This is a genomic window from Nocardiopsis sp. CC223A (genome assembly GCF_030766825.1).
Lineage (GTDB): Bacteria > Actinomycetota > Actinomycetes > Streptosporangiales > Streptosporangiaceae > Nocardiopsis.
Genome location: NZ_JASFDV010000007.1, coordinates 1 through 26032 on the forward strand (window position 1 = coordinate 1; position 26032 = coordinate 26032).

General features: G+C 70.5%; 20 protein-coding genes and 1 pseudogene. 9 read left to right on the forward strand and 12 right to left on the reverse strand.

Annotated features, from left to right (window positions below):
• Positions 1-232 precede the first annotated feature (232 nt).
• The 4 genes from QJS33_RS04350 to QJS33_RS04365 form a co-directional block, all read right to left on the reverse strand.
• Positions 233-817 (reverse strand): hypothetical protein, encoded by a 585-nt coding sequence (locus tag QJS33_RS04350; RefSeq protein ID WP_306366539.1) that lies wholly within the window; start codon positions 815-817, stop codon positions 233-235.
• Between the two features lie 69 nt (positions 818-886).
• On the reverse strand, positions 887-2230 hold the full coding sequence (locus tag QJS33_RS04355) for an RDD family protein (protein WP_306366540.1): 1344 nt from the start codon (positions 2228-2230) through the stop codon (positions 887-889).
• 188 nt (positions 2231-2418) lie between these two features.
• A complete protein-coding gene (gene eccCa / locus QJS33_RS04360) occupies positions 2419-6393 on the reverse strand; it encodes a type VII secretion protein EccCa (RefSeq protein ID WP_306366541.1) in 3975 nt (1324 codons plus the stop codon).
• A gap of 121 nt (positions 6394-6514) precedes the next feature.
• Complete coding sequence (locus QJS33_RS04365; protein ID WP_306366542.1) at positions 6515-8005, reverse strand: DUF6177 family protein; 1491 nt, start codon at positions 8003-8005, stop codon at positions 6515-6517.
• 330 nt (positions 8006-8335) lie between these two features.
• Between QJS33_RS04365 and QJS33_RS04370 the strand changes: the two genes are divergently transcribed.
• The 6 genes from QJS33_RS04370 to QJS33_RS04395 all read left to right on the forward strand — a co-directional run bounded on the left by QJS33_RS04370 (position 8336) and on the right by QJS33_RS04395 (position 15037).
• Complete coding sequence (locus QJS33_RS04370; protein ID WP_306366543.1) at positions 8336-8608, forward strand: hypothetical protein; 273 nt, start codon at positions 8336-8338, stop codon at positions 8606-8608.
• Positions 8609-8699: 91 nt separating this feature from the next.
• Positions 8700-9071, forward strand: a complete 372-nt coding sequence (locus QJS33_RS04375) for a DUF6507 family protein (protein WP_306366544.1) — start codon at positions 8700-8702, stop codon at positions 9069-9071.
• A 205-nt stretch (positions 9072-9276) separates the two neighbouring features.
• Positions 9277-12324, forward strand: coding sequence for a hypothetical protein (locus QJS33_RS04380; RefSeq protein WP_306366545.1), 3048 nt, complete (start codon positions 9277-9279; stop codon positions 12322-12324).
• Between the two features lie 38 nt (positions 12325-12362).
• Positions 12363-13217 carry an immunity 49 family protein gene (locus tag QJS33_RS04385; protein WP_306366546.1) on the forward strand — a complete coding sequence of 285 codons (855 nt, stop codon included), beginning with the start codon at positions 12363-12365 and terminating at the stop codon, positions 13215-13217.
• A gap of 32 nt (positions 13218-13249) precedes the next feature.
• Complete coding sequence (locus tag QJS33_RS04390) at positions 13250-14128, forward strand: immunity 49 family protein (protein WP_306366547.1); 879 nt, start codon at positions 13250-13252, stop codon at positions 14126-14128.
• A gap of 81 nt (positions 14129-14209) precedes the next feature.
• On the forward strand, positions 14210-15037 hold the full coding sequence (locus tag QJS33_RS04395; protein ID WP_306366548.1) for an immunity 49 family protein: 828 nt from the start codon (positions 14210-14212) through the stop codon (positions 15035-15037).
• Positions 15038-15089: 52 nt separating this feature from the next.
• Here QJS33_RS04395 and QJS33_RS04400 read toward each other — a convergent pair whose 3' ends face one another.
• Positions 15090-16052, reverse strand: coding sequence for an immunity 49 family protein (locus tag QJS33_RS04400; RefSeq protein WP_306366549.1), 963 nt, complete (start codon positions 16050-16052; stop codon positions 15090-15092).
• 235 nt (positions 16053-16287) lie between these two features.
• On the opposite strand from QJS33_RS04400, the gene QJS33_RS04405 reads away from it, so the two are divergent.
• A complete protein-coding gene (locus QJS33_RS04405) occupies positions 16288-17232 on the forward strand; it encodes a PQQ-binding-like beta-propeller repeat protein (protein WP_306366550.1) in 945 nt (314 codons plus the stop codon).
• A 3-nt stretch (positions 17233-17235) separates the two neighbouring features.
• Here QJS33_RS04405 and QJS33_RS04410 read toward each other — a convergent pair whose 3' ends face one another.
• The 3 genes from QJS33_RS04410 to QJS33_RS04420 form a co-directional block, all read right to left on the reverse strand.
• Positions 17236-19338 (reverse strand): hypothetical protein, encoded by a 2103-nt coding sequence (locus QJS33_RS04410; protein WP_306366551.1) that lies wholly within the window; start codon positions 19336-19338, stop codon positions 17236-17238.
• A gap of 277 nt (positions 19339-19615) precedes the next feature.
• Complete coding sequence (locus QJS33_RS04415; protein WP_306366552.1) at positions 19616-19945, reverse strand: hypothetical protein; 330 nt, start codon at positions 19943-19945, stop codon at positions 19616-19618.
• On the reverse strand, positions 19942-20151 hold the full coding sequence (locus QJS33_RS04420) for a hypothetical protein (RefSeq protein WP_306366553.1): 210 nt from the start codon (positions 20149-20151) through the stop codon (positions 19942-19944). Before QJS33_RS04420 ends, QJS33_RS04415 begins: the two co-directional genes overlap by 4 nt.
• A gap of 288 nt (positions 20152-20439) precedes the next feature.
• Here QJS33_RS04420 and QJS33_RS31355 point away from each other — a divergent pair, with 288 nt between their 5' ends.
• A complete protein-coding gene (locus tag QJS33_RS31355) occupies positions 20440-20739 on the forward strand; it encodes a hypothetical protein (protein ID WP_372339588.1) in 300 nt (99 codons plus the stop codon).
• A gap of 809 nt (positions 20740-21548) precedes the next feature.
• On the opposite strand, the gene QJS33_RS04430 is transcribed toward QJS33_RS31355, so the two are convergent.
• The 3 genes and pseudogenes from QJS33_RS04430 to QJS33_RS04440 all read right to left on the reverse strand — a co-directional run bounded on the left by QJS33_RS04430 (position 21549) and on the right by QJS33_RS04440 (position 24225).
• The gene (locus tag QJS33_RS04430) at positions 21549-22151 is read right to left on the reverse strand and encodes a transposase (RefSeq protein ID WP_306366554.1); all 603 of its coding nucleotides are present in this window, start codon (positions 22149-22151) and stop codon (positions 21549-21551) included.
• Positions 22076-22621 (reverse strand): winged helix-turn-helix domain-containing protein, encoded by a 546-nt coding sequence (locus tag QJS33_RS04435; RefSeq protein ID WP_306366555.1) that lies wholly within the window; start codon positions 22619-22621, stop codon positions 22076-22078. The genes QJS33_RS04430 and QJS33_RS04435 overlap by 76 nt, the downstream gene beginning before the upstream one ends.
• 222 nt (positions 22622-22843) lie before the next feature.
• Positions 22844-24225: pseudogene (locus QJS33_RS04440) on the reverse strand (IS1380 family transposase).
• Positions 24226-24972: 747 nt separating this feature from the next.
• Between QJS33_RS04440 and QJS33_RS04445 the strand changes: the two are divergent.
• On the forward strand, positions 24973-25422 hold the full coding sequence (locus QJS33_RS04445; RefSeq protein WP_306366556.1) for an ATP-binding protein: 450 nt from the start codon (positions 24973-24975) through the stop codon (positions 25420-25422).
• Between the two features lie 124 nt (positions 25423-25546).
• Here the strand turns inward: QJS33_RS04445 and QJS33_RS04450 are convergent, their stop codons facing one another.
• A complete protein-coding gene (locus QJS33_RS04450) occupies positions 25547-25954 on the reverse strand; it encodes a CPBP family intramembrane glutamic endopeptidase (protein ID WP_306366624.1) in 408 nt (135 codons plus the stop codon).
• Between the last annotated feature and the right edge of the window lie 78 nt (positions 25955-26032).

Sequence of the window (26032 nt, forward strand, 5' to 3'; positions counted from 1 at the left end):
AGCCCCGCCCGGGGGCGATCCCCCGCGGGCCCCGCCGCGCCTGGTTCGACGTCCCCCACCCGTACCGGTTCTGAGCCCGTTCCCCGGTGCGCCCGCGCCGTCCGTTCCCGTCCGGCCCCGGCGGTCGCCCGCACCGGGCCGCGGAGGCGGGTGCCGGGGCGTCCGGGCCGCTCACGGCATGCCCTCGCCGGGTCCGGCCCCGCGCCGGGACCGGTGTCGCCGGACACGGGGCTCAGCGGAGCGGAGCGGTCCCCGGGGTGTGGCCGACCGCGTCGCGGGAGGCGCGCAGCATGACGACCAGGCTCACCAGAATTCCGGCCAGGATGCCCAGGCCGGTGAGCACACCGCTGACGAACGGGGCCCATTCCGCGGCGCCGACCGCCACCATGACCAGGCCCACCGCGCCCATCGCGGAGATGTAGAGGGCGGCGGCCAGGATCTCCCGCATCCGCCAGTACCAGGCCAGCGGCAGGAAGTGCAGCCCCACGACCAGCGCGATCCAGGCGACGTTCGCCTGCCAGGGCGCCTCCGACAGGCGCAGTACCTGTACACCGCCGAAGATCAGCACGACCTCCACCAGTACGACGACCCCGTAGAACGGGCCGAACCGGAACGCGGGTGCGGGTCCGGCCTCCGCCGCCGGCGGGGCCGGGCGGCGGGAGAGGGCTCCCGAGAGCACGACGGTCGCCACCAGCGCCGCCACGGCGAGGACGCGCAGCACCATCCCCACGGCGGACGGCAGTGGCGGCCCGGCGTTCGCGAGCACGAACGCCAGGCCGAAGCCGGCGCCGATGAGGATTCCCATGAATTGACGCATGGTGCGAACCTAGTGTCCGTACGTTCGTCGATGTTCCCGTTTGTCCGGATCGGGCCAGGGTTTCGGGGTTCAGCCGACCTGGACGACCACCGAGCGCGTGAACCTGTCGTGCAGGCAGCGCCTGCGCTCCTTGTCGCGCAGCGACCAGAGCACGTTCGTCAGCGACCAGGGCAGCAGCCAGTTGACGATGTTGGTGAACCCGGGCGCGAAGCACAGCGCGCGCAGCAGGGCGCGCCCTGCGGGCGGCTTTCCGCCGCCCTCGGCGCGGACCACCCACAGGCCCAGGAGCATCTTGCCCACCGAGCGGCCCCACACGCAGACCTGGAACCACTCCCACAGGATCGGGAACACCGCGAACGAGAAGACCGCCCCGATCTGGAAGGCCGGCTCGGCGGACTCCCCCACGATGTCCCCGCCACCGATGATCACGGCGGTGAAGGTCGTGGCCAGCATCAACAGGAACCACAGGACCCCGACCAGGACGGTGTCGACGAACCGGGCGAAGAAGCGCTGCCACGGCTCGGCCAGGCCGACGGTGGGATCGTCCGGGTTCCAGTGGGTGTGGTGGCGGAGCCGGACGGCCTGCGCCGGGGGGACGTGGCCGGGAGCGGGGTGCCCCGGGTACCCGCCGTGCGCGTAGGGCCCGGGCTGCGGGTAGGCCCCGGACGGATGCCCGGGGGCGGGCGGCAGCATGGTCGGTGCACCCGGGACCCCCGGCGTCACCGGCGCTTCAGGAGGACCCGGGGCCGCGGCCCGCGCAGCCTGGGCGGCCGCAGCCGCGGGAGCGGGCGGTGCCTCCCGGACGGGGGCCGCGGCCGTCTCGGGAACGGACACCGCGTAGGCGGCCGACGGGTATGCGGGGGGCGCGGCCACCTCCTCCGGTGCGGCGGCCCGCGGGGCGATGCCGTCGAGGGCGTCGAGTTCGGCGTCGGTCCCGGGAGCCCGGGGCTCGTCCCCGAGGTGGTCGAGCAGGGTGCCGCGGTACAGGCCCGCGGCGTCGATGTCGATCGTGCCCGCCCCCGAGAGCGAGAAGCCGCCGCCGCGCTCGTACATCCGGATCAGCGGCTCGAAGAGGTCCGGCAGGTCCGGCAGCGACACCCCGGCGTCACGGGCCGCGGCCAGGTGCAGCGCCCAGGCACAGGACCTGCCCACCGCCGGATCCTGCTCGACGATCGCCGGACTCCCCAGGACCCCGCGCACGACCCCGTCGTCGGCGCGCACACCCGGCGCGGCGAACGCCGCGACGTCGTAGAACGGCCATCCCCTGCCCTGCACGGCCCGCGTCCACAGCGCCGCCCGCCGCAGGTACTCGCGCATCAGCGCCACCCGCGACCGGGTGCGGTCCGGGCCCCCGCTCCAGTCGATCGCGCGGATGCGCCCGGCCAGGGCGTCGACCGCGGTGGTATCGCTCATCGGACTTCCTCCGCTCACTGCCCGCTAGGGCGTGTTCCGTGGATGCCGCTCGTCGCGAACGGGGTCCTGGTGCATGCATCGTGAAGCCGGAGAAGGAGTCGGGGCGGGTCCTCCTGCCGACCGGTGAGAACGCGGCGGGGGAGGTGCCGGGGCACCGCGCGGCAGGGTGGGTATCCGCGGAACACGCCCTAGTCCCTCAGTGCCGTCTGGATCAGCTGCGTCGCCCCGCCGCGGGTCACCCACTTGCCCCGGCCGGGCGGCTGCGCCGCCGCGTACACCCGCGGCAGGATCTGTCCCTCGGACCGGTCGCCGGTCATGACCAGCGCACTCGTGCCGATCTCCCGGATCGCCTGCACCAGCGGCTCGTACATCCCGCGCCCGGCGCCGGCGACCCGGCGGGCCACCACGAAGTGCAGGCCGATGTCCCGGCCGTTGGGCACGAAGGGCACGAACGGCGCCAGCGGCTTCTGCCCGGCGGTGGTGAGCACGTCGTAGTCGTCGGCCAGCACCACGATCCGCGGGCCCTTGAACGACCCCGGCTCCAGCGAGTCCAGGTCGCCGTCCTCGGGGATGCGCGACTCCACCTCCTTGGCCACGCCCCCGGCCAGGCCGGCGCACACCTTGGGGGTGCTCGCGTACCCGCCCATGTACTCCTCGGGCACCACGTTGCGCAGCGTCCGGCGCGGGTCCATCACCGCGAACACCACCTCGTCGGACGAGTACCGGGACACCAGGCCCTCGGCCACCAGCCGCAGCAGGTTGGTCTTGCCGCACTCGCCGTCGCCCAGCACCAGCAGGTTCTGGTCGCGGTCGAACAGGTCCAGCAGCACCGGGTCCAGCGCCCGCTCGTCCACCCCGATCGGCACCAGCCGGGGCTCCGACTCGGGGGTGGGCAGGGTCCGCGCCGACAGCCGGTGCGGCAGCACCCGGACGCTCGGCGCCCGGCGGCCGCCCCAGGCGCCGTCGACGGTCCGCACCGCCTTCTCCACGGCCTCGCCCAGGTCCTCGTCGGAGTCCACCCCGTCGATGCGCGGCAGCGCCACCTGGCCGAACAGCTCGTCGTCGGTGAGCGCCCGCCCGGGGGCCTTGGCGCTGATGGTCTCGGCGAGCTTGCGGTCGATCGTGGACTCGGACGGGTCGTTGAGGTGCAGTTCCACCTTCTGCCCGAAGTTCGACTGCACGGCGATGCGCACGTCGTTCCAGCGCAGCATGCCCGCCACCACGTGCACGCCGAACCCGCCGCCGCGCTGGAGCAGCTCGTTGACCATGCCGTCGATGTCCTCGAAGTCCTTGCGCAGCGCCCCGAACCCGTCGATGACCAGCAGCACGTCTGCGCTGGCCAGCTCGGGCACCTCGCCGCGGGCGTGCATGCGCCGCAGCTGGGCCACCGAATCGATGCCCCGCTCCCGGAACACCTCCTGGCGGTGCTCCAGCATGCCCCGGATCTCCTCGACGGTCCGCCGCACCCGTTCGATGTCGGTGCGCGCCGCCACCCCGCCCACGTGCGGGAGCGCCGACAGCGATTGCAGGCCGCCGCCCATCAGGTCCAGGCAGTACACCGCCGCCTGCTGCGGGGTGTGGGTCAGCGCCAGCGACAGCACCAGGGTGCGCAGCATCGTGGTCTTGCCGCTCTGCGGGCCGCCGATGACGGCGACGTGCCCGCCCGAGGCGGTCAGGTCCAGTTTCCACACGCCCTGCCACTGCTTGGTGGCGTCGTCCAACAGGCCGACGGGGACGCTCATGGGCGCGTGCCCGCCGGGCAGCCGCAGACCGTGGTCGGTCCTCTCGGGAGCGCCCGCCATGGTGCCCAGGGAGGCGGCGGTGGGCAGCGGCGGCAGCCAGATGGACCGGGTCCGCTCGCCGTGCCGGTCGAACTGGGACACCATCACGTCGAGCAGGGTCGGGCCGACCGTCCGCGACGGCATCGGGCTCTCCTCGCCCGCCGACCGGACGGCCCCGGGCTCCTCGGGGGCCGTGTTGTACGCGGTGTAGGGGCGCACCGTCACGACCCCGTCGGACTCGGACTCCTCCGCCACCGGGCCCCGGTAGGGCCCGGACACGTACCCGGCCTTGAAACGCTGGTACACGCTGGTGTCCACTTTGAGGTACCCGAACCCGGGCAGCGACGGCAGGTGGAACGCGTCGGGTGTGTTGAGGACGGTGCGGCTCTCCTCCTCGGAGAACGTGCGCAGGCCCAACCGGTACGACAGGTACGTCTCCAGGCCGCGCAGCTTGCCGCCCTCGATGCGCTGGCTGGACAGCAGCAGGTGCACACCGATGCTGCGGCCGATGCGGCCGATCGACAGGAACAGCTCGATGAAGTCGGGGCGGGCGGTCAGCAGCTCGCCGAACTCGTCGATGATCACCAGCAGGTGCGGCAGCGGCGGCAGGCTCGGGTCGTGCTGCCGCTTGTAGGTGTAGTCGCCGATGTTGGGGACGTTCCCGGCGTCGCGCAGCACCTGCTGGCGGCGCTGCACCTCGCCGGACAGGCTCGCGTGCACGCGCTCGATGAGCGCGGCGTCGTCCTCCAGGTTGGTGATCACCCCGGCGACGTGCGGCATGTCCTCGAACGGCGCGAACGTCGCACCGCCCTTGTAGTCGACCAGGACCATGCTGACCCGCTCCGGCGAGTGCCCGGCCGCCAGCGCCAGCACCAGGGTGCGCAGCATCTCGCTCTTGCCCGAACCGGTCGCGCCCACGCACAGCCCGTGCGGGCCCATGCCCAGCTGCGCGGACTCCTTGAGGTCCAGGACCACCGGCTGGCCCATGTCGTCCATGCCGATGGGCACCCGCAGGAACGCCCGTTCGCTGCGCGGCGCCCACAGCCGCTGCACGTCCATGGCGCCCGGGTCCTGGACGCCCATCATCGCGGTGAAGTCGACGGCGCCGCCCTCTTGGGCGGTCTCCTCCACCGACTCCGGGGACAGCCGCAGCGGGGCCAGCATGCGGGCCAGGCCGGAGAGGGTGGCGGCGGGGACGTCGTCGACGGTGCCGACGGTGACCACGGGGTCGGAGCCGCGCAGCTCCTCCACCTGCACCCGGTCGCCCTCGACGGTGATGCGCACGCTCACGTCGCCCGGCTCGTCCACCTGCCGGGACACCAGGTGCAGCACGGTGACGGCCAGCGCCCCGGGGTCCACCGCGTCGTCGGGGCGGACCAGCTCGGCGGCGACCTCCCCGTGGGTGTCGTGGACGACGAGCAGGCGGCGCATCATCTGGTACGCCTCCCGCTTGCCCATGCCCCGGCGCACCTCCGACGCGAAGTCGGTGCGCGCCCGCAGCTCGTCGGCGAGCAGGCCGCCCAGTTCGGCGGGGGTGGGGGCGATGAGCCGCACCGCGGCCCCGCCCTCGCGCCGCTGCGGGTCCAGTACCTGCGGCAGCCACGGCAGCCACTCCCAGTCCGCCGCGTTCTCGGCGGGGTAGGCCACCGCGAGACCGGCGTCCTCGGGGGCGTGGAACGCGCCGAACTGGGCGATGAGCGCCCGCATCAGCCGCATGACGTCCTCGCGCTCGCCCACGACGCTGACGTTCCCGGCCATGTCCAGCGGCAGGGAGAGGGGCATCTCCGGGATGGTCGCGAACCGGCGGATCGCCGCCTGGGCCTCCGACAGCATGAACGGGTCGGTGGGGGTGAGCGCGGTGCCCTGCTCGGCCAGCCGCAGCAGGCGGCCCTCGGTGAGGCCGGTGCCCACCCGCACCCGCAGGAAGTCACGGTGCCTGCGGCGGCGCTCCCACAGCCGGGTGGGATCGCGGACGACGTCGTACAGGGCCTCCGGCGGCGGGTCCAGCAGACGGGCGTGCGAGCGGGTGGAGTCCTCCCATTCGGTCAGCTCCTCGCGCAGCTCCTCCAGGTACTGGAGGTACAGCTCGCGCTGGTTGCGGCGCTGGCGGCCCACCTGGCCGCGCCGGGAGAACAGCATGCCCAGCGCCGCCAGCAGGGCGATCACCAGAACGACGCCGCCCAGCGCGATGAACGCCGGGTTGCGCATGACCATCATGATGGTCATCGACCCCATCATGCCGACCATGGGCAGGATCGTCATGAGCGGGTTGCCCTGCGCCTTGCCGTCGGGAAGGGTCGGCGGGGCCTCCACCTCATGGGGCTCCTGCGCCGGTGCGGGGTGCACGGTCCTGGTCGGGCGGTGCACGACGCGAAGACTCATCGGCGTTCCTCTCGGCGGTGCAGGGGAGTGGAGGTGCGGGGGGAGACGGGGTGCCAGGGGCCCGGGAGAACCCTACCGAACCGGACGCCTCTGACCATTCGGTGCGTGCGGGCGTGATGACTCACGGAGAGGGTGCCGCCCCGTCCGCGGAGGCCCGCTCGGAGGACTGTCCGGGGTCCTGATCCCCGGCCCCGCCGTCGGCCTCTCCGTCCGGGTGCAGGTGCGCCATCAGCTCCCGGAACCGCACCCAGGAGTCCTCCTCGACCCCGGTGCCCACCTGGTACCAGAACGCGGGGGTCAGCGGCGGACCGAACGGCAGCGGCCGCACGGGCGCGCCCAGCGCCCGCCCGGTGCCGATGACCGACACCGCCTCCTGCCCCAGCGCCACGCCCACCGGAAGCGGCAGACCCGCCCAGTGCGGCGCGTAGGTGAGGTCGGCGCGGCCGCCCGCCCGCCGCACCGTCATGGTCCGCAGCACGTCCCGCGCGGTGAGCTCCCTGACCAGGGGGTGCAGCGCCGACAGGTCGGGCTCCCCGCCCTCGGGATACCCGACGGCGAGCGTGATCGCCTCGCGCACCCCCGACGCGGTGCGGCTCACCCGCACCGTGCCCGCGAACGGGCGCACACCGTCCTCGCGCATCCCCTCGGGCGGACCGGAGAACGCCGCCCAGGTCTGCCCGGGGGCGCGGTTGCGGGCGGTCCGGGTGAACACGGCCCGCCGCCACTCCTGGGCGAAGGGCTCGGCGGTGCCCCAGACCGCGGGGAGGGCGCCGCCCAGGTGTTCGGCGAGCAGTTCCACACAGGAGCCCAGGACCAGGCCGTTGTCGGCGGGGTGCTCCACGGTCAGGTCCACGTGCAACTGGCAGCCGCGGTCGGCGTCGTCGGCGCGGAACTCCTCCGGCGGCCCGTCGGGCCGCGCGTCCTCGTCGACGGTGAACGCCGTCCGCTCGTCCCAGCGCAGCGGGACGCCGGAGAAGCCGTCGTAGTAGGCGCCCGCGGGGGTCTGGACCACCCAGCGGGCCGCGGGGGACCGCAGGATCGACCGGAGCGCGTGGGTGAGGCGCGAGGTCGAGGGGGTGACCACCTGGAGGCGCAGGCCCCGGCGGCCGTGCCGGGCCATGGCGTCCACGATCCAGGGGGACAGCGGAACCAGGGGGCGGTCCTGCACCACGACCGCCGCCTGCTCGGTGAGCGCGGTGACGGCGGGGTGCTCGGTGGCGCCCTCCAGGAAGGGGTGGCCGCGGAGCAGTGCGGAGTCCGGCTCCCACACCGCTCCGCCCAGGCGTTCGGCGAGGTCGCGGACGAACCGGCCGACCACTCCGGCGGTGTCCGTGTCGGCGAGTTCCGCGCCGCGGGCCTCCACCCAGTACGGCTGGGCGGGCAGGTCGTCGGCGATGCCGTCGGCGAGCAGGCGCTCGGCCTCGGCGGACAGCGCCAGCCGCTGGGCGGCCTGGAGGGAGGCGACCACGCGGCCGTCGGCGTCGCGGAGTTCCACCACGGCTCCGTCGGCGACCAGCCGCACCTTCAGGTCCGGGCCGGCGGCGGCGAGCGCGGCGATGAGGGCGCGCCGGTCGGGTGCGCCGGACAGCAGGGCGACCGCGTCGTGGCTCAAGGGGTCTCCTCAACACTCGTGAACACTCGTGGGGGGCCGGGGGAAGGGGGTATCGGGTGGGATACGTGGAGTGTCCGGAAGGTTCACGTTCCCGTGCCCCGGGGCGGCCCGGTCCCCCGCGGCGCACGGTTCCGAGAGGGACGCACATCACCTTTCTCCGTGTCGCCGCAGGTCACCGACCCCCCGGAAAGCCGCGGCGCGGAAACGGTTTCCTTCTGTCCACAGGCGGTGAAACCATCAACGCCGAACGAACATCCCATACCTGTGTCCGCCCCTCAACAGTGGACGAAAGACCATGAAAGGCCCTGAACCGCCGTAGGAGGAAGCACTGTGAAGTTCGAGCTGGTCGAACCCGCCGACTGGGAGGACCCGCAGGCCGCTCACGACGAGCCCGAGCCGCTCCCGGCCGTCGGGCCGATCCGTGCGGCCGCCGGGCACGCCCGCGAGCGCTTTCGCGAGCAGGCGGACGCCCTCCAGGCCACCCTGGGCCGCATGTGGGAGGTCATCACCTCCGCCCAGGCCGCGCAGCCGGTGGCCCTGCCGGCCGACGCCGTGACCCCCGCCAACTTCCGACCCGGTGCCTTCTCCTCCCGCGACGCCTGACCCGAGCGCCGCCCCGTCCACCCCCTCCGACCCGTACCCGCACCCCGCCGGCCGCGCCCGCCGACCGGCGCACACGTGAAAGGAGCAGTCCGTGTCGCAGTGGAACATCCAACCCGCAGCCGTGGGCGGTGTCCTCCAGTCCGTCGCCGGTCACCTCGGTGAAGAGGGCAGCGGCGAAGGCCTGGTCGGCGTCATGGAGAGCGTCGAGGACCACCTGATGGACTGCGGCGAATACGCCAAGAGCGGCATCATCGGCATGGCCCTGGGAGAGTTCGCCGAGCACTACTTCGGCATCATGGGCGACATGGCGGGCCTGACCATGGCGGCCGTCACCGGCGCCAGCGAGGCCACCACCCACTACATGAACGGCAACCTGGAGATGGCCGAGGAGGCCCAGGCCAACGCGGGTGTGATCCCGGAGCCGGAGCCGCAGCCCCAGTACGGTCCCTACCAGGCCGTCTAGCGCCCGACCCGCCCCCACCAGCTCCTCCCCACCCCGGTGCCGGCCCCCACCGGCCTCCGGAGCCGCAGCGCCCGATTCCCACGGTCCGCCCAGGGCCGTACCGGACGCACCGCGGATCCACTCCTCAGACACCAACCCCCGGGAAGCGCCACGGCCCCCGCCCCGACCGGCGGCCTTCCCCCCGGCACAGGCAACGGTGGTCACCTTGTCCGACCTGATCGATCCGAGCAGCTTCCCCGTCCCCGAGACCCTCACGTACGCCCTTGACGCGGTCGCGGCCAAGCTGAAGACCGACGGCACCGACCTCACCGACACCGCTGCCGACATCACCGGCGCGTGGGCCGGGCTGGAGGGCATCTACTCCGCGCCCGAGGACCAGGACCTCTTCACCGTCCTCAACCCGCTCACCGGCAACGGCGACGATGTCTCCACCGCACTGTCCAGCACCTCCGACGCGCTCAGCGACTTCGCCGAGACGGTCCGCGACATCAAGGCGCGCTGGGCCACCCTCAAGGCCGACTCCTACGCGTTCCTCAACAAGATCGAGGGCGACGACGACTGGCGCGACGGCGGCGGCTTCCTGTGGTGGAAGACCGAGAGCGAGGAGGTCGGCGAGCACAACGCCCTGCACGACCGGGCCGCGGGCCTGCTGTTCGAGTTCGAGGAGGCGGAGCGGACCTGCGCCAACGCCATCACCGGGCTGTTCGGCGGTACCAGGTTCGTCGCCCAGAAGGCCGACGGGTCGGTCACCGCGGGCGACGGCGAGTTCGTGTACGGGTTCGACGCGCCCCTGGAGGGCGTCGCCATGGAGTGGGGCGCGCCGCAGACCACCGACCACGCCTGGTACAACGACCTCGGCGACGCCGTCGGCGACTTCTTCGTGGGCATCGCCGAGGACGCCGGCGGCATGGTCGGCGCGCACGGTCCGGACGGGTGGTTCGCCGGGAACTGGGGCGACAACCTCTGGGAGTACTGGGGCGGCACCGTCGAGGGCCTGGGCGCGCTGGTGGGCGTCGGCAAGGACGAGAACGGCGACTGGGGCTGGTCCCTGGACACCGCGGGCAACGCCTGGAAGGAGGCGGCCCACGCGGTCGTGCCGTGGGAGGAGTGGGGCGAGCGGCCCTGGTACGTGATCGGCACGGCGGCCCTCAACATCGGCGCCATGGTGGGCGGCGCGCTGCTGACCGCCACCGGGGTGGGCGCGGTCGTGGGCGTGCCGCTGATGGCCTGGCGCGGCGCCAAGATCGCCAACGCGGTCGGCGGCAGCCGCACCCCGGACGTGCCCGACCTCGCGGACTTCCCCGGCGGCATCGACCCGTCGCTGCTGTCGCGGATCCCCCGGTTCGGCGACGGGTCCTTCAAGCCGCTGGACCTGAGCGACGTCGAGGGCCTCGACATCAGCGCCGCCGACCTGGGCCGGATGAACGAGGCGCTGGAACGGCTCAACACCTCCACCACGGACCTCCCCGACGGGAGCGACGGCCGCCGCACCACGGACACCGGGTCCGGCGGCGAGAGCGGCTCCATCCCGCGCGGCACGACCGCCAACGGGTCGGACACGCAGACGGAGAACAACAACCGGCGCAACGGCGACTCCGACGAGACCGTCGACCCGACCGCCGACCAGCTCGACGCCGGCCAGGAGTTCCTGGACGGCATCGACCCGGAGTCCCGCCGGGCGCTGGACGAGGGCCTGGACGGTGAGCTGGACGACTGGGTCGCCTCCCAGGAGGTGCCCGACGACATCTCCTCGGTCAACGACACCCCGGTGCAGCACTACGAGACCGAGCCGTCCCAGGTCGAGGCCGACACCGAGCAGCGGGTCGAGGTCGACAGCGCGGGCAACGAGATCAACGGCCGCCATGACACGACCGTCAACAACAGTGCCGGGGGAACCGGCACCCTGGACACCCCGCGCGGCGGCACGACCGTGGTGGACGTGGATTCCGGCTCCGGCCGCGGCGGCAGCACCGGCGGCGGTGGCGGAGGCGGTGGGAACGGCGGCGGAGGCGGAGGCGGTCTGCCGGACGGTCCCGACGACCTCCCCCCGGACATCGACACCGACCCGGACGCCACCGACACGTCGGGCACCGATTCCGGCTGGGTCGGCGACAGGCCGAAGAACGGCTCCGGGCTGACCAACGAGCAGCGTATCCGGCTCGCGGGTTCGCACCTGGACGGCCTCGACATGAGTTCCCCGGAGGCGTTCCAGAACGACTTCGTCGAGCGTCTGAACAACAGTTCCGAGTTGCGCGGCACCTTCTATCGGTCGGACGGGCACAGGTGGAGTGCGGACGACACCATCGGCACACAGGGCTACGAGCTCCCGAAGATCACCTGGAACTCGGAGACCGGCCGTTGGGATGTGACTCCGGAGGCGGAGAAGCCGACCTACCTCGGTGACGCCACCGACGTCCGGCTGAACTCGCCCGACGCCGACCTCCCCGAGGGTTTGCGGGAGGCCTTGGGCGACCTCGACTGGCTCGCCGAGCAGCGTCGGCTGTCGATCGACTCTGCCGCGGCCGCCCATGAGCGCCTGAAGGCGATGGAACAGAAGCACGGCGAGTACAACGACAACGGGCCCAACCATCCGGAACTCGAAGAGGCCAAGCGGAATTATCGGGCTGCGCAGGACTACAGCACGAAAATCTGCGAGGCTTTCGGTGAGGAGACCGCCAAGGTCGGGGCGCGCTTCGAGTTCAATGGTGACGTCATTCGTGATGCCAACGGAGACCCGCTCATGCGCGAGGTGACCGATGCGGATGGCAACACGACGCTCGAAGAGTTCCGTCCGAACCTGGAAGGCGCGGAACTGCTGCCCACGGCGGACAAGGCCCCGTTAAACGGCAACAACCAGTTCGACCAGATCTACCGCACCGCCGATGGTGACATCGTCATCATCGAGGCCAAGAGCAGCACCAACACCGAGCTCGGGTCCCGTAGGCTTCCGGGGAACCCGCCGCGCAGGGTCAGCCAGGGTCACCTCGATTACTTCGAAGATATTCTTCGGGAAATGAGGAAGCGCGGCGAGAGTGGAAACCTCAACGAGGCGGCTCTCGCCGACGAGATCGAGCGGAAGTTGGAGCAAGGAAGGGTGGCCTACGCGGTCTTCAAGGGGAACCCGAGTGATACCTATATCAACGACTCTGATGTGTCCGGGTACGATCCCACGGAAGGTAATGGCCAGGGGTGGAACGGTTCTACCGCTGACGGATATAGGTATCGACTCTTCGATCTCAGGGGGCAGGGATAACCATGGTATTTCGGGTGGAGCGGCATGAAATCGACTTCGTGGTCGATGACTACCGGAGAGAGACCAACGCACGAGGCAAGCAGATGGCTCTCCAGACTCTGACTGGGAAGCCGTGGTTCCTGAGGAGGAGGGTGGACGCCGCTCTCGATACGGCTCGTCAGGAGCTGCTGGTGGATCCCTCGGCTTCGCGGTTGGAGACGTGGGAGGCGTGGGTGTTCGCGATGCAGATCGCCAACGCGGCCTTCCAGCTCTCCGAGGTGGAGCCCGGTGAGGAGGCGGTGCTGCGCGTCGATCACGAGGAGCGGCGGATCCAGGTCGCCCAGCGGGTGCCGGTGGCTCGGCCTGTGAACTGGGAGACGGCGTTCCATCTGGCGGTGACCTGTCGGGACCATGAGCGTGTGCGGATGCTGTGCCGGATCCCGGTGGAGAGTCTGCGCGAGTCGGCCGCCCGGGGCGGGTCGGAGTATCTGGAGTACACCTACGCGTGGATCGATACGCTCCAGACGTTCGTGGCCGGTGGTCCGGACCTGGTGGACAAGTTGCGCCGGTCGATGGAGTTGTGCGATCCGAAGGCGGTGCCGTTCGGGTCGGAAAGTGTGGCGTTGCTGTCCTTCCCGACGATAGAGGTGTTCCGTCGGCTGTTGATGGGCGATCCGGAGGAGTTCGTCAAGGCACTCGTGCAGGCCCTGGAGGACTTCAAGCGCTACTACGACTCGTTCGAAGAGGCCACCGATCGCTTTGACGGCGTCGTGCCATTGAGCCTGCTGTCTTTGGCGTGCCTGGGCTATGACAAGTTCCGGCAGCAGGACCCGGAGTTCACGCTGGGCATCGACTCGGAGTACCTGCCGAAGCACATCGTCGAGGCCAGCTGGTACGGGGAGTTCCCCATCTGATCGGGGCGGAGGACGACGGAAAAGTGTTTCGGGTGAAGCGGCATGAGATCGGCTTCGTGGTCGATGACTACCGCCGAGAGGCGAGTGCGAGGGGTAAGCGGTTGGCCCTGCGGACTTTGGAGCGGGAGCCGTCGTTCCTGATGATGAAGGTGGACGCCGCTCTGGACACGGCTCGTCAAGGGCTGTTGTTGGACCCCTCGGCTTCGCGGTTGGAGACGTGGGAGGCGTGGGTGTTCGCGATGCAGATCGCCAACGCGCTCTTCCAGCTCTCCGCGGTGGAGCCGGGGGAGGAGGCGGTGCTGCGTGTCGATCACGAGGAGCGGCGGATCAAGGTCCGCAAGCGGGTGCCGGTGGCACGGCCCGCGGACTGGGAGACGGCGTTCCATCTGGCGGTGACCTGTCGGGACCATGAGCGTGTGCGGGCGCTGTGCCGGATTCCGGTGGAGAGCCTGCGCAAGTCTGCGTCCAGGGGTGGGTCGGAGTACCTGGAGTACACCTATGCGTGGATCGACACGCTCCAGGAGTTCGTGGCCGGTGGTCCGGATCTGGTGGACAAGTTGCGTCGGTCGATGGAGTGGTGCGATCCGAGGGCGGTGCCGTTCGGGTCGGAAAGTGTGGCGTTGCTGGCCTTCCCGGTGCTGGAGGTGTTCCGTCGGCTGTTGATGGGCGATCCGGAGGAGTTCGTCAAGGCCCTGATCCAGGCCTTGGAGGACTTCAAGCGCTTCTACGGATCGCCAGAACGGGACTCCAAGGAATTGGGGGGTGTCGTGCCGTTGAGCCTGCTGTCTTTGGCGTGCCTGGGGCATGACAAGTTCCGGCAGCAGGACCCGGAGTTCACGCTGGGCATCGACTCGGAGTACCTGCCGAAGCACATCGTCGAGGCCAGCTGGTACGGGGAGTTTCCCATCTGACGGGAGACGAAGGAGGTTCAGGTTCCGGTGCTGGCGGACATCCCCAAGCATGATGTGAGCATGCCGCATTTCCGGAGGTTGATGGAGAAATATCCGGAGAAGCAGGTCTCGTGGCTGGTCGATGCTCCGTCGATGGCGGGCATGGTCCTGGACATCATCGCTTCGGAAACTCGCGTCTGCCTGGCGATGGATCCCCGGGCCGCCGAGTTGTTGACCTGGGAGGCGTGGACCACGTGGATGCAGGTGGCCGAGGCTCCGTTCGCGATGTGCGTGCTGGAGCCGGGGGAGACCACCGAGCGAATCATCAACCAGAAGACCCGCACCCTGCACCACCTGCCTCCGGGGCCGGAGTGCGATGCGGGGACCTGGCTGACGGCGTTCTTCCTGGCGGTGACCTGCCGTGACGAGAAACGGGTCGCGTCCCTGTGCCAGGTCACCCCGGAGTTCTTGCGGCAGGCGAGCGAGGCCCGGGGCGGGGCGTACGACGAGTACATCTATCCCTGGATCGCGGCGATCCAGGACTTCATCCTCAGCCGCCCCCCGCTGGGGGACAACCTGTACCGGGCGATGGAGATGTCCACTCCGGCGAACGCCACGATCAGCACACCCGAGAACCTGGACAAGCTCGTCTTCCCGCAGGTGAACACCTTCTACCGACTCGTCCAGCAGGACACCGAGAAGTTCGATGAGGCCGTGGAACAGGGCATCCGTCTGTTCCACGATTTCTACACCGCGAACGAGGAACGGTCGCAGAACAGCGACGGCACTGTTCCGCTTCGTCTTCTCGGCCTGGCGTGCATGGCGTACGACCTCGCTCAGGTCGTTCCGGGGTTCGACCCCGACCTGGACACCCCCTACTTTCCCAAGCACATCCTGGAGCGTACCCGGCACGACGATTTCCCCATTTGATCCCGATCCAGTGGACGGCCGTCCCCTGGATCGGCGCGGGCCCGACCGGCTCTCAGCCGGCGGATGGCGCCGGGCGCTCCACCGGCGAGACACCCGCGGGTGCGCGCACCAGGACATCGGGCAGGTAGTCCGAGGACAGGTCCACCCGCCAGCCGTGCACCTGGACCGCCAACGCGACCAGCGCGATCACACCCATCGGCAGCAGGGTCCGTGGCGCCGGGTCCTGGGCAGCGCCCATGTCCCGCCGGTACCGGTCCAGGTGCTCGGTCAGCGCCTGTTCGAACGACTCCCGGTCGTCCTGGAGCAGAACGCGCAGCAGGGCCTGTTCCCCGCTCAGCTCCCCGACGGAGTCCAGGGCTCGTGCCGCCGTCGCCCGCTCCGCCTCCGAGGGCATGCGCAGCGCGACCTTCGGCCAATCCCGGGGCAGGGGGAATCCCGCCGGATTCAGGTACGCGCCCAGGGCGTTCATCTGCGCCACGTCGGCCGCCGGGAACGCCTCCTTCTCCGAGATGTCGTGGAGGATGGACGCGTACATCCGGTACCCGGCTCCGGACGCCCGGCCCTGGTCCCGTACCCGGTGGCTGACCACCGCCAGCTCGACCGCTTCCACCCACACCCGCGGGGTGAGGTCCAGGTCGATCGTGGGCCGAAAGCGTGGGTTGAGGTCGTCGTGGTCCTCGTCCATGTTGGTCAGTTCTCTGCGCAGCCAGGAGAGCGGGATCCGCTGGTCGCCCTCGGGGGCCATCAGGCATTCCAGCACGCCGTCGGCGGCCTCCGCCGCGGTGCGCAGCACGAGGCCGAAGTGCTCGCGGTCCTGGGACAGGCCCGGGTCGTCCACCGAGTGTGCCCCCAGGTGGTCCAGCAGGGTACGGCTCATCCGCTGGAGGGTGCTCACCCGGGAGGTGTAGTGCTGGACCTCGTGGAATTGCAGGTGGACGCGCTCCCGTAGTTCCTCGCGATCTGCGATGCGCGTGCAGTAATCGTCGTCGACGCCGTGTCGGGTGCTCTTCTGCATGGGGCCGGACGCTACCAGGCACCGCGGACGTCCGGGTCGCTGCTCCATTGGTGACAGCTGGAGGCGGGTTCGCCGGAGCCGCCCCCACCGGCCTCGTGGGCATGCGCTTCCACGGACGCCGTAGTGGGAGCCGGTGGTCACCCCGTGTGAGGGTTTCGCTAGATTTCGGTCCATGCCCGGCCCCTCGCCTTTCCCCCGTGTCCGATTCGCCGCTGCTGCCGCGACGGCCGCCGCCTTGGCCGCGAGCGCCTGCGCGGTCACCCCCGGCCCGGGCGAACCCGCGCCCGACCCGGTGGCGGAGTACCTGGCCGAGACCGGATACGAGCCGACCGTCTCCGATATCAGCCCACGTGAGCACCTGCTGTGCACTGCCGACGGGGAGCGGGCACCCGACTGTGACGGCAGGGGCCAGGTGCGCTGGTCCCTGCCGTTGGAAGGCGAGTACCGCCTCATCGAGTGGCTGACCTTCTACCATCCGGACACCGGTGCGGCCCACTATGACAACGCCTCCACGTTCCAGGCCGTGGAGGCCGGAGACGGTGGAGTTTTCTACGCCGAGAACGCCCTGCTGCGCATGGTGGACGCCGACACCGGCGAACTGCGGTGGACCACCGACCTGCGCCGGAACCCGGAGGCGGACTTCCTGCACTCGGGTCTGCGGTCGCTGCACGCCGATACCGACCGCATCGTGCTGCGGTTCGCCGACGGGCTGGTGGAGGTCGATGCCGCCGAGGGAGCCGTGTCGGGTGTCGTCGCCCTCCCGGAGTGCGCCGGTGACCTGACGGCCGTCGATGGCAGCCGTGTCGTCCTGGAGCACTGCCATGACCGCGAAGGCTCCTACATGGCCCTGGACCTGGCCACCGGCCGGACGTTGTGGGAGTTCCGACAGGGTGACGAGGCGGACCTGTCCGGCGGCCGGCTGAACACTCCCTCCCGGGTGTTCACCACCGAGGTGGACGAGGGACCGGCCAGCGCGGTGGAGGTGAACCCCGGCTGGTACGGGCCCGCCGGGCTGGGCACGGTCGCCCTGACCCGGATCGGTGACACCCCACAGGAGCGCGGGCACACGACGGTGGCCCTGGCATGCGCCCCCGACGGGCTCGGAACCCTGGAACCCGAACCCCATGCGCCCGGAGTGCGGTGTGCGGAACCCCGTCTGTACGCGGTCAACACCGGCTGACCCTCACCGGCGGCAATGGCTCCTGGCGCACCGCACCAACTCGTAGGCGTGCTCCTCACCCGCGCGTTCGTCGGCGACACGGTGCCACACCAGGTGCGGCCGGTCGGCGCCGTCCAGTTCCAGGTCGATCCACCCCGGGGTGCGGTCGTAGACGCCCACCACAGTGCGGTCGTAGTCCTGGCAGCGCTCGTCCGCGCAGGCCAGGTAGAGGACCTCCCGGGTGGTCGTATCGTAGGTCGCGATCTGCGGCAGCCCGGCCGAGTCCAGGGCCAGCGCGGGCGGGGTGCGCTGCCAGCCCGGGCCCAGCACGCGGACGGTGTCGCGTTCGGCGCATACGACGTCTGCGCAGTCGATGAGCTGCACGGACCCGTCACGGGTGTCGAGGTGGACCAGGACCGGGGTCCCGTCGGGGCGGATCCGCACGGGCGCGCCGGTGTAGCGGGTGTGTTCCGGCACCGCAAACCGGGACACACCGGTGGGCGGGACCAGCTCGGTGGCGGTGACGTCGCCGCACTCCACGTCGTGGCAGGCGTAGAGGGTGAGCGCACCGGTGTCCGGATGGTGGACGCTCACCCGACCCGCTCCCTCCTCGTCGGCGGTGACGCTGATCAGGGAGGGATGAGCCGAACGGGGGGAACGGTTTCTGCTGGTGAAGGCGTCGCCGGGTGCGCGGACCAGCAGAGTGGAGGCCTGGTCCCGGCAGCCATCGGTGCTGCAACCGGACAGGGTCAGCAGGGTCTCGGAGCGGCCGACTGACGGGACCGCGGTCACGACCAGGTGGCGGCCGCCACCGGCCCCGCCCCAGGCCGCCATGAGGCTGTCGATGTCCCGGGTGCTGGTCTGCTCGACCGGGTCGTCCACCTCGGCGCCCCACCGCCCGTCCGGTTCCACCGGCGGCTCGATCGTCCACGTCCCCGACTCGCAGTCGGCGGCGCGCAGGCATCGGTCGTGCAGCACGATGCTGCCCTGAGGCAGCCACACCTGCCGTGTGGGGTGCACGGTGCGCACCGCGCCGCCCGCGGTACCGATGACCGCCAGTGTCGGGCCCATGTCCTCGACCGGTGTGTCCAGGTCCATGCACTCGGCGTCCTCACCGCACAGCACCTCCCGTGTGCCGACCAACACCGATGCCCCGTCCTCGGGCAACAGCAGCGGCCGGGGGGCGGTCTCGTGGCGGCCCCACGGGGTCAGGGACAGGGTGTCGTAGCGCAGCGTCGGCCACGGCCCGTCGGTGAGCAGGTTCTGGTAGAGCTGGGTCGGCGCGGTGAGCCCCGCGGCGATCGCCACCGCCAGCCCCGCCGCCAGGTAGGGATGTCCGGGCTGCGTCTGTGGTGCGGGGCCCTCACCCACGGCGGCCAGGGTCAACGCCAAAGCCGCCACCGTCAGCCCCACCAGCGCGGCGATCAGAGTGGGGATCAGGGCGTTCTCGGTGGTGATCCCCGCTCCCAGGTAGGCGACCACGGCCGCGCATCCGACCACCGCGGACACCGCTCCCCACTGGCCGGCACCGCCGGAACCGGTGAGCAGGCCACGGCCGCGCAGCCCGGCCAGGAAGGCCAAGGGCCGATCCCGGGTGTGGACCGCGGCGATCGGGAGCCACAGCGGAGTCAAGGACGCGAACAGGGCGGCGCCCGACCCGAACCGCAGCGCCGGGTGGGCCTGGTCATCGACCGCCAGCAAGGCCGAGTCCACCGCGAACAGGGCGCCCGCGGTCACCGCACCGGCGGCCAGGGTCAACGGCGACCGCACCAGGGAGCGGACCAGGGCCTGCCCAGGACGGGACCGCCGTCCGCGCAACGCCTGCGCGAACAGGTGCACGGCTGTTCCCCACAGGAGGGCCACGACGAACACGAGAACACCGCCGGCACCCCAGAACACCCAAGCGGGCAGCAAATCCGACAGCGGCGCGTCCAACCAGAGTGCGCCGTCGACGATCCGGCCGCGATCGGCGACGAACCAGGGCACCAGCACCGAAGCCACCACCGCCACGGGCACCCACGGGAGAAAGAACACGCCCGCCACCAAGACGTACATGCTCCAGTGGAGCCGCTCGTTGAAGGGGATCGACGGCTGATGCGCAGCTCTGGGCGGGGTCTCGGTCTGCATGGGGGTGCCCTATTCGGTCGCTACGTGGTGTATGCCAGCGATGACGATAGCGGGACACCCTCCACCGGAAACGACCAGCCCGGGGTCGGCACCGGGCCGTAATGCCCGGCTGGACGACCGGCATTGGAAACGGCCTACCGGCATACCCGGGACGTGTTGTTGTTCGTCGGATCCAAGCGGGTACCGGATCCGCCGCGGGGAGGCTCGATCAGACGGACCGGTGTCCGCGTGGATTCTCCAGGAACGAATCCACACAACCGGGAAGGCCGACCGGGGTTCACCGGGGGGAGTGGGCGCGCAGGCGTTCCTCCAACTGCTCGGGGGTGGGCTCGACCTCCGTCCGCCAGGGGGCATCGGGATCCCGGTGGGTCGCCATCCACAGCGATCCCGTCCAGGCGATGCGGTGGGTGGAGCCCCAGACGCCGCGCAGGCGTTCGAGGGTCACCTCCGGGGGCTCCCAGGTCCAGCCCTTGGCGTCCTCGTGCGGGCCGCTGTGGCCGGTCTCCAGCAGACAGGTCCGGCGTGCGCAGGCGTGGTCGAGGTGGGCTTCCCCGCACAGCGGTGCGACGTACGGGATGGCAGAGGGAAAGGGAGGGGTCGCGGTCACGGAGAGGCCTCCTTACATGCGCAGATCCTCCGGTCCAGAAGCATGACGGCGGCATGGGCGTCGTCGGTCTCCCGCGCGTGGCGCAGGGCGTCACGCACGGCCCGGACACACTGCTCGTCGCCGGTCCCCGGGCCGACGCGGGTACCGACACGATCGAGTACGTCCGCGGCGGTGGCCAGCAGGTCGTCGAGGTAGATGCCGTTCATCGTGGTAGCCCTTCCCTCTCAGGCGGTTGAAAACCGGATGTGGCGTGGGTGAACCGGTGAGCTTTCCCACGCGTCCACTCTGACCTGCGGCATTACCGGATGGCCAGCATCTTCGGGCTTTCCGGGAATGAAAGACGATGCGCCGGGGGCTCGTGTAGATTGAGCCTTTTTCATCCTGAGCACGTAGGTCACAGCCTCGTACCAGCTCGCCGTGAGCACCTCTGACGGTAAGAAGCCCCTGGTAGATGGATTAACGACCAAGAAAACCCGCCCGACCAAGGGCTTCGCATGCTGTTCTATCGTGCCGTGCTGCCCCTGTCGCGCCGGACCGTTGGACCTGGCCGTCCGCACCATGTGCATACGCCGCAAGGGCTGGCGGACGTGGTGTTCTGCCCGTTCAAGGGGCGCGGCAGGCCGCAATGGAAGAAGGACACCAGCTCCTCTCACGCCAAGCTCCGCTCACCGGGCGAGCACGGGATCGCCCAGCTCAAACAATGGGACATCCTGCGCCGCCTACGCCGCTGCCCACAACGGGCCGGGGAGATCATCCGCGCGGTGCTGGTGCTTCAGCTTCGAAAAGCAGGATGAAAAAGGCTTAATCTATATGTGAGGCTGAGAAAACAAAACACCCTGCGATCCGTTGTGGCCCGCGGGGCGTTTTCGCGTTGTCATGCTGGCTTTGGTCGGCTACGACAAGAGCAAGATGAGCGTCTGCCAATCGTCGTCTCCAGTGGCATTGTATTGCGTTTGGCAGGGGCCATAGATCGGGATGGGAGCCACTCCCCAGTTGCTGCCCTGTCCAGGTGGAACCGCATTAACTATGTGAGTGGACTCGCAAACAAACACCCCTGGAGCGACGACTCTTCGAACCGTTCCACCGCATTGCGGACAGTAAGAGGTCATTCAATTTTCCGCTTCAGTATGTATGAAATAGATGTAGGCGATCCTGAGTTAGGGAAGCCTTGTGCAGTCATGGCGGCCCGAGACAGGACTGTTTCACTGCAAAGCTCCCACCCAGTAGAGCCCAACTCGCTTAGTATGTCGACACCTTTAGGGACAAGGCTATGATCGTTGAATTTCCATTCCTCTATCTCGCTCTCGGGTCGAACGATTGTCCATGTCCACTGGTATTTCCACTTACCGTCCGAGCCGACTTGTTCTCGGGTGGCCTCCACGGACCACACGACGCGTGCATATTCCCACTTGGTCATCAAGTCATGGTGGCATGCAGTTGCGTACAGCGCAGCATCTCCGGTCTCATCTGGGTAACATTTGGCGAGGCGCTCCACCTCCCACAGGTGAAAGAAGAATCGGGAAAGTAAGAGCTCATCTCATTTGGTGAGTCTGCGGTAGCAGATCAGCGTGCAGGCGATGCTGCTGAGGTTGAACGGTTGGAGTTATCGTGATGGGAGATCGAGTCCGGTCTCTGCGATGAACCCCTCCAGCAGACCGGGACGGTGCTGCATCTTCTTCAGCCGGGACCTGACCACCACCGCGAGCTGGTCGATCCCGCGCGGCGTGAGGTTGCCCAGCCCCCGCCGCAGATGCGACCACACTCCCTCCACCGGGTTCAGCTCCGGCGCGTAGGTCGGGAACCGGAACACCGTCAACCACTCCCGCTCCTCCACCGCTTGGCGCACCAGGGCTCCCACATGGCGGCGCTCGTTGTCCCACACCAGCACGATCGGCCCGCCCAGCCGCCGGTGCACCTCGTCCAGCAGGTCCACATAGGAGCGGGCGGTGAACCCCTTGGGCTCGTGGCGCCGGCCGCTGTGCCGCACCCGGGTCCGGAACAGGAACCGGGTGCGCTGCCCGGGCCGGGTGCAGACCAGGCCCGCCAACGACACCCGCCCGTAGCCCATGCCGGTCACCCGCACCACCGGGGTGTGCCCGCGCGGCGCCCAGGTGCGTGCCTTGGGCGGTCTCAGGTGCTGTCCGGACTCGTCCTCGAAGCACAGCCAGGCCCCCGCCTGTCGGGCGGTGGTTTTATGCGCGGCCACGTGCGGGCCTTCCATTGCGCGATCACCTCCTCGTCGCGCTCGACGGCGCGGTGCGCGGGGATCTGGGGGCTCCGGCCCAGGCGGTGCATGAGGTAGGAGACCCCGCGGGGGGTGTAGTCCACCCCGAACAGGGTGTGGATCAGGTCGGTGATGCGGGCCAGGGTCCAGCGTTGGTCCTCGTCCCAGCCGTGCGCGGCCGGCCCTTGGAGGAGCGCGGCCTGGAGGCGGTCGATCTGGTCGCCGGTGAGGCGGCAGGGGGTGCCGCCGGGGCCGCGGGAGGCCAGGGCGGCGGTGCCGCCGCTCTTCCAGGCCCGGTACCAGCGGTTGGTGGACATGCGGCTCACGCGCAGGCGGTGTGCCACGACGGTGGGCGGGATCTGGCGGGCGAACAGGTCCGCGGCCTTCAGGCGCACGAGTTCGCGTTGATGGCGTTGGGCGGCGGTGAGGCCGCCGCCATGTGCGTACCTCATGTGTCCCGCGATACCGCCGGGAAGGTCAAAGCGGCCAGGAACGAAAGGTCGGGATTTCGTAACTTCACCACTTCAGCGTCAGCAGCGCAGCTTTGGGCACCGCCCGAACAATAAAAACCTGTCCGCGCGCACCGCAAGACCCCGATCCGCTCGGGTCAGCGCCGGAACCCACACCTCCCGGACCCGCCTCCTCTCCTTGCCGCAGATACCGATCACCGCACCTCAGGGCACCCCGGAAAGCCCGCGGAGCCGGACGATACCCGCGACCAGCACCCCGCTCCAGGGCCAGGAGGCATCGAACCGCACCCAGCACCGCCGCCCGGTCCGCACCACCCTGGCCCCGGCCCAGAACAAGCGCACCCGCAACCGTTTGGGCTCCCACCGGCGCGCCTGGTGCCCGCCCAGGGCGAGCATCTGCGCCCAGGCGATCACCTCCAACGCCAACGACACCACCTCGATCCAGATACGGTTCGCGGCGAAGGCGTGCAAGGGCAGCTTGGCCAACCCGGTGTCCTTGGCATGGCGGATCCGGTCCTCGGCCCGGGCCCTGCGCCGGTGGCGCAGCTCCAGGTCCGCGAGCTGCCCGGTAAGGGTGTTGGTGGCGAAACACGTCAACCGGTTGCCGTCGGCGTCGGTGGCGCGTACCGTCGCTCCGGGATGGGGGGCTCCTTGCGGACGATCAACCGCATCCCGGCGGGCCAGCCGGAGCGATCGGCCAGATCGGTGACCTCTGCCAGGAACGCCCCCGGGCGGACCTGGCCGTCGGCGTCGTAGGCGGGGGTCCACGCGGTGGCGGGCACCAGGTCGATCGCGGCCTGGACGGGTTCGGTGATGGTCATCCCGACCGAATAGGACAACCACCGGCCCCGCTTGGTGAGCCAGGCCAAGAACGCACGGGTACCGCCGCCGCTATCGGTGCGCACCAGGGTTTTACGGCCCCGCCGATGGGCCGCGGGGAGCTGGCGCAGCGCTGCCGCGGTGACGGTGATGTGGTCGGCGGCGGTGTTGGCCGCGGCGTTTCCGGGCCGCAGCAGCACGGCCAGCGGTTCACCGGTGCCCGCCCGCCCGTGGTCGACGAACGCGCACAGGGGGTGGAACCCGGAGGTGTGCTTCCAGGTGGGGGCGGCGCCTTCTTTGTCGGAGTGGGCGGTGAGCAGCGTGGCGTCGATATCGATGATCAGCCGCCCTTGCCCGTCGGGGGGTGCGGTGGTCCCGGCCAGGGCCCAGGCTCGTCGGCGGGCGTGGGCCCGGGCGGTGCGGATCGCGTCGATGGCGGCCTCGGGGCGGGCGGCCAGCGCGGCGATGGTGCGCGAGACGGTGGGGTCGGAGGCCACCGTCCCGTAGAGGTCCCGGTCATGGCGCAGCAGGGCGGTATCGGATAGGTGGTCCCCGCCCAAGGCCACGGCCAGGGCCAGGTCGGTGCAGGTTTTGGCGGGGTGGTGGCGGGCGCGGGGTTTGTGCCATCTGGTCTGGGCTCGGGTCAGGTGGGTGTCCAGGCCGGTGGCACGGATCGTTTCGGTGAGCAGGATCCCGCCGGCGTGGGAGGCGATGCCGGTGCCGTCGCGGGCGGGGAGCGGTCGGGGGTAGGGGTGGGTAGGCTTCACTCGGAAGGTGTTTCTGTTCTGCTGGGGACATGGATCTCGACAGTCCTTATGGTCCCAGCTCAGGAGCGCCTTCCGTGTGTTCAAGGGGGTTTGTCCTACGCCCCAGATGAAAGCCCGAGGCTAGTGCCGCGCTTTTGAGCCGTGCCCTGCGCATGCTCGAAGCGCTCTTCTCCCCTCCTCGCGGACGTCACTCCCGAACCCGCATCCTCGTCCTCCGCCGCAGGTCAACGCGCGTTCGCCGCTACGCCGCGAACCCCGGACCCGCCCGCCGTTCCATCCTGCGCCTCCCCGCCGACCTCGCCCCGGCGCACCCCTCGCCCCGCCCGCCGAGGTGTTCCCGGCCGAGGACGTCGCCCTGGTCCGGCCCTACTATGCCGCCCACGAACGGTCCGCCGCGCGCCACGCCGCCCCTGCCGCCGAAGAGCACGAACTCGCCCGCATTCAAGACCAGGCACTCGCCCGCCTCCGCGGCTGGACCACTCCGAACACCTCGTATCCCCAGATGCCCACCGCCCCGCCCGCCCGAGCGCTCATCCCGGCCATCCCACGGCCTCGGTCTGCTCCCCTGGGAGACATTCTCGCTGCGCCGCTCGAACCTCTTGCCCGACCGGCGGTCAGGCATCGGCACACCACGGGTCCCGCCACCCCCACCGGTCACGCGAAGCCCCTGATAGGGGAGGGCTACGAGGAACTGGCCGCCGTCACCCGTCAGTGGCTGGCGCAGCAGGGGCGACGGGAGGTACGGGTGTGAAGCATGCACCGAACTGGACGATCCGGCGGCACCGCATCTACAAGGGGCACCTGGCCCGGCTCACCGCCGTACGCCGTGACCTGGTCAGGGATCTGGCCGGGTTCGATTCCGACCTGACCGAAACCCTCGTGCTCTGCGGCAGCGAACTGTTCGCCAACGCGGTCAGGTACACGGCCTCGGGGGAGCGCGGCGGCCGCATCGTCCGCACCCTGTGGACGGACGGGAACGGCGGGGCCCGCCTCGGATTCATCGACGAGGGCTGCGGCGGCACGCTCCCGGAGGTCCCGAAAGCCCGCAGTGCCAAAGAATGGGACTGGGCGGAGGGGCAGCGCGGTCTGCTGCTCGTCGAAAAGTTGTCCACAGGCTGGGGATATCTTCCGCTGTGCCCGTGGGGTGACCTCGGGCACCACATCTGGGCCTCCTTCGGTCCCACCCGCCCCGCCTGAACCCGGCCGATGATGGGGGACGCCGCCCGCCCGGGCCGCGTCCCCTATCCACCGGGGCCCGGTCCTGGCATCGCCCCTGTCTCCGAACGCCCCTACGAGGGCGCATGGCCACCGGCCCCTGCGCCTAGGGGAGCCGGTCCGTCCGCCGCGCGTCCATCAACAGCAGAACACCGAAGGCCAACAGGAGCACATGGACCACCGCGTACCAGGAGTCCGGGGCCTCCTGTCCGGCCATGATCCGAGTGAAGTCGTGCGCGGTATGGCACAGAATGAGCGGCCACAGCCAGGAGAAGCGCAGCTGGAAGGCGGCATAGGCGAACCCCGCCACCGCCGACAGCAGAACGTTCCACAGGATCTCCTCGGCGGGGCGATCCGTGACCGCGAACTGCGACAGGTGCTGAAGCCCGAACAGGACGGCGGTGAAGACCACCGCCCACGCCGACGAGAACGGCCCCGCCAGCGTACGCAGGATCACGACCCGGCTCACCAACTCCTCGTTGACGCCTACCAACAGGAGGGTGAGCGCCCACAGGCCGAACCCGGGCGCGCTCCACCAGGCCGCCCGGCGCCAGCAGCCACAGCAGTGCCTCGGCCGCGAACGGCAGCACGA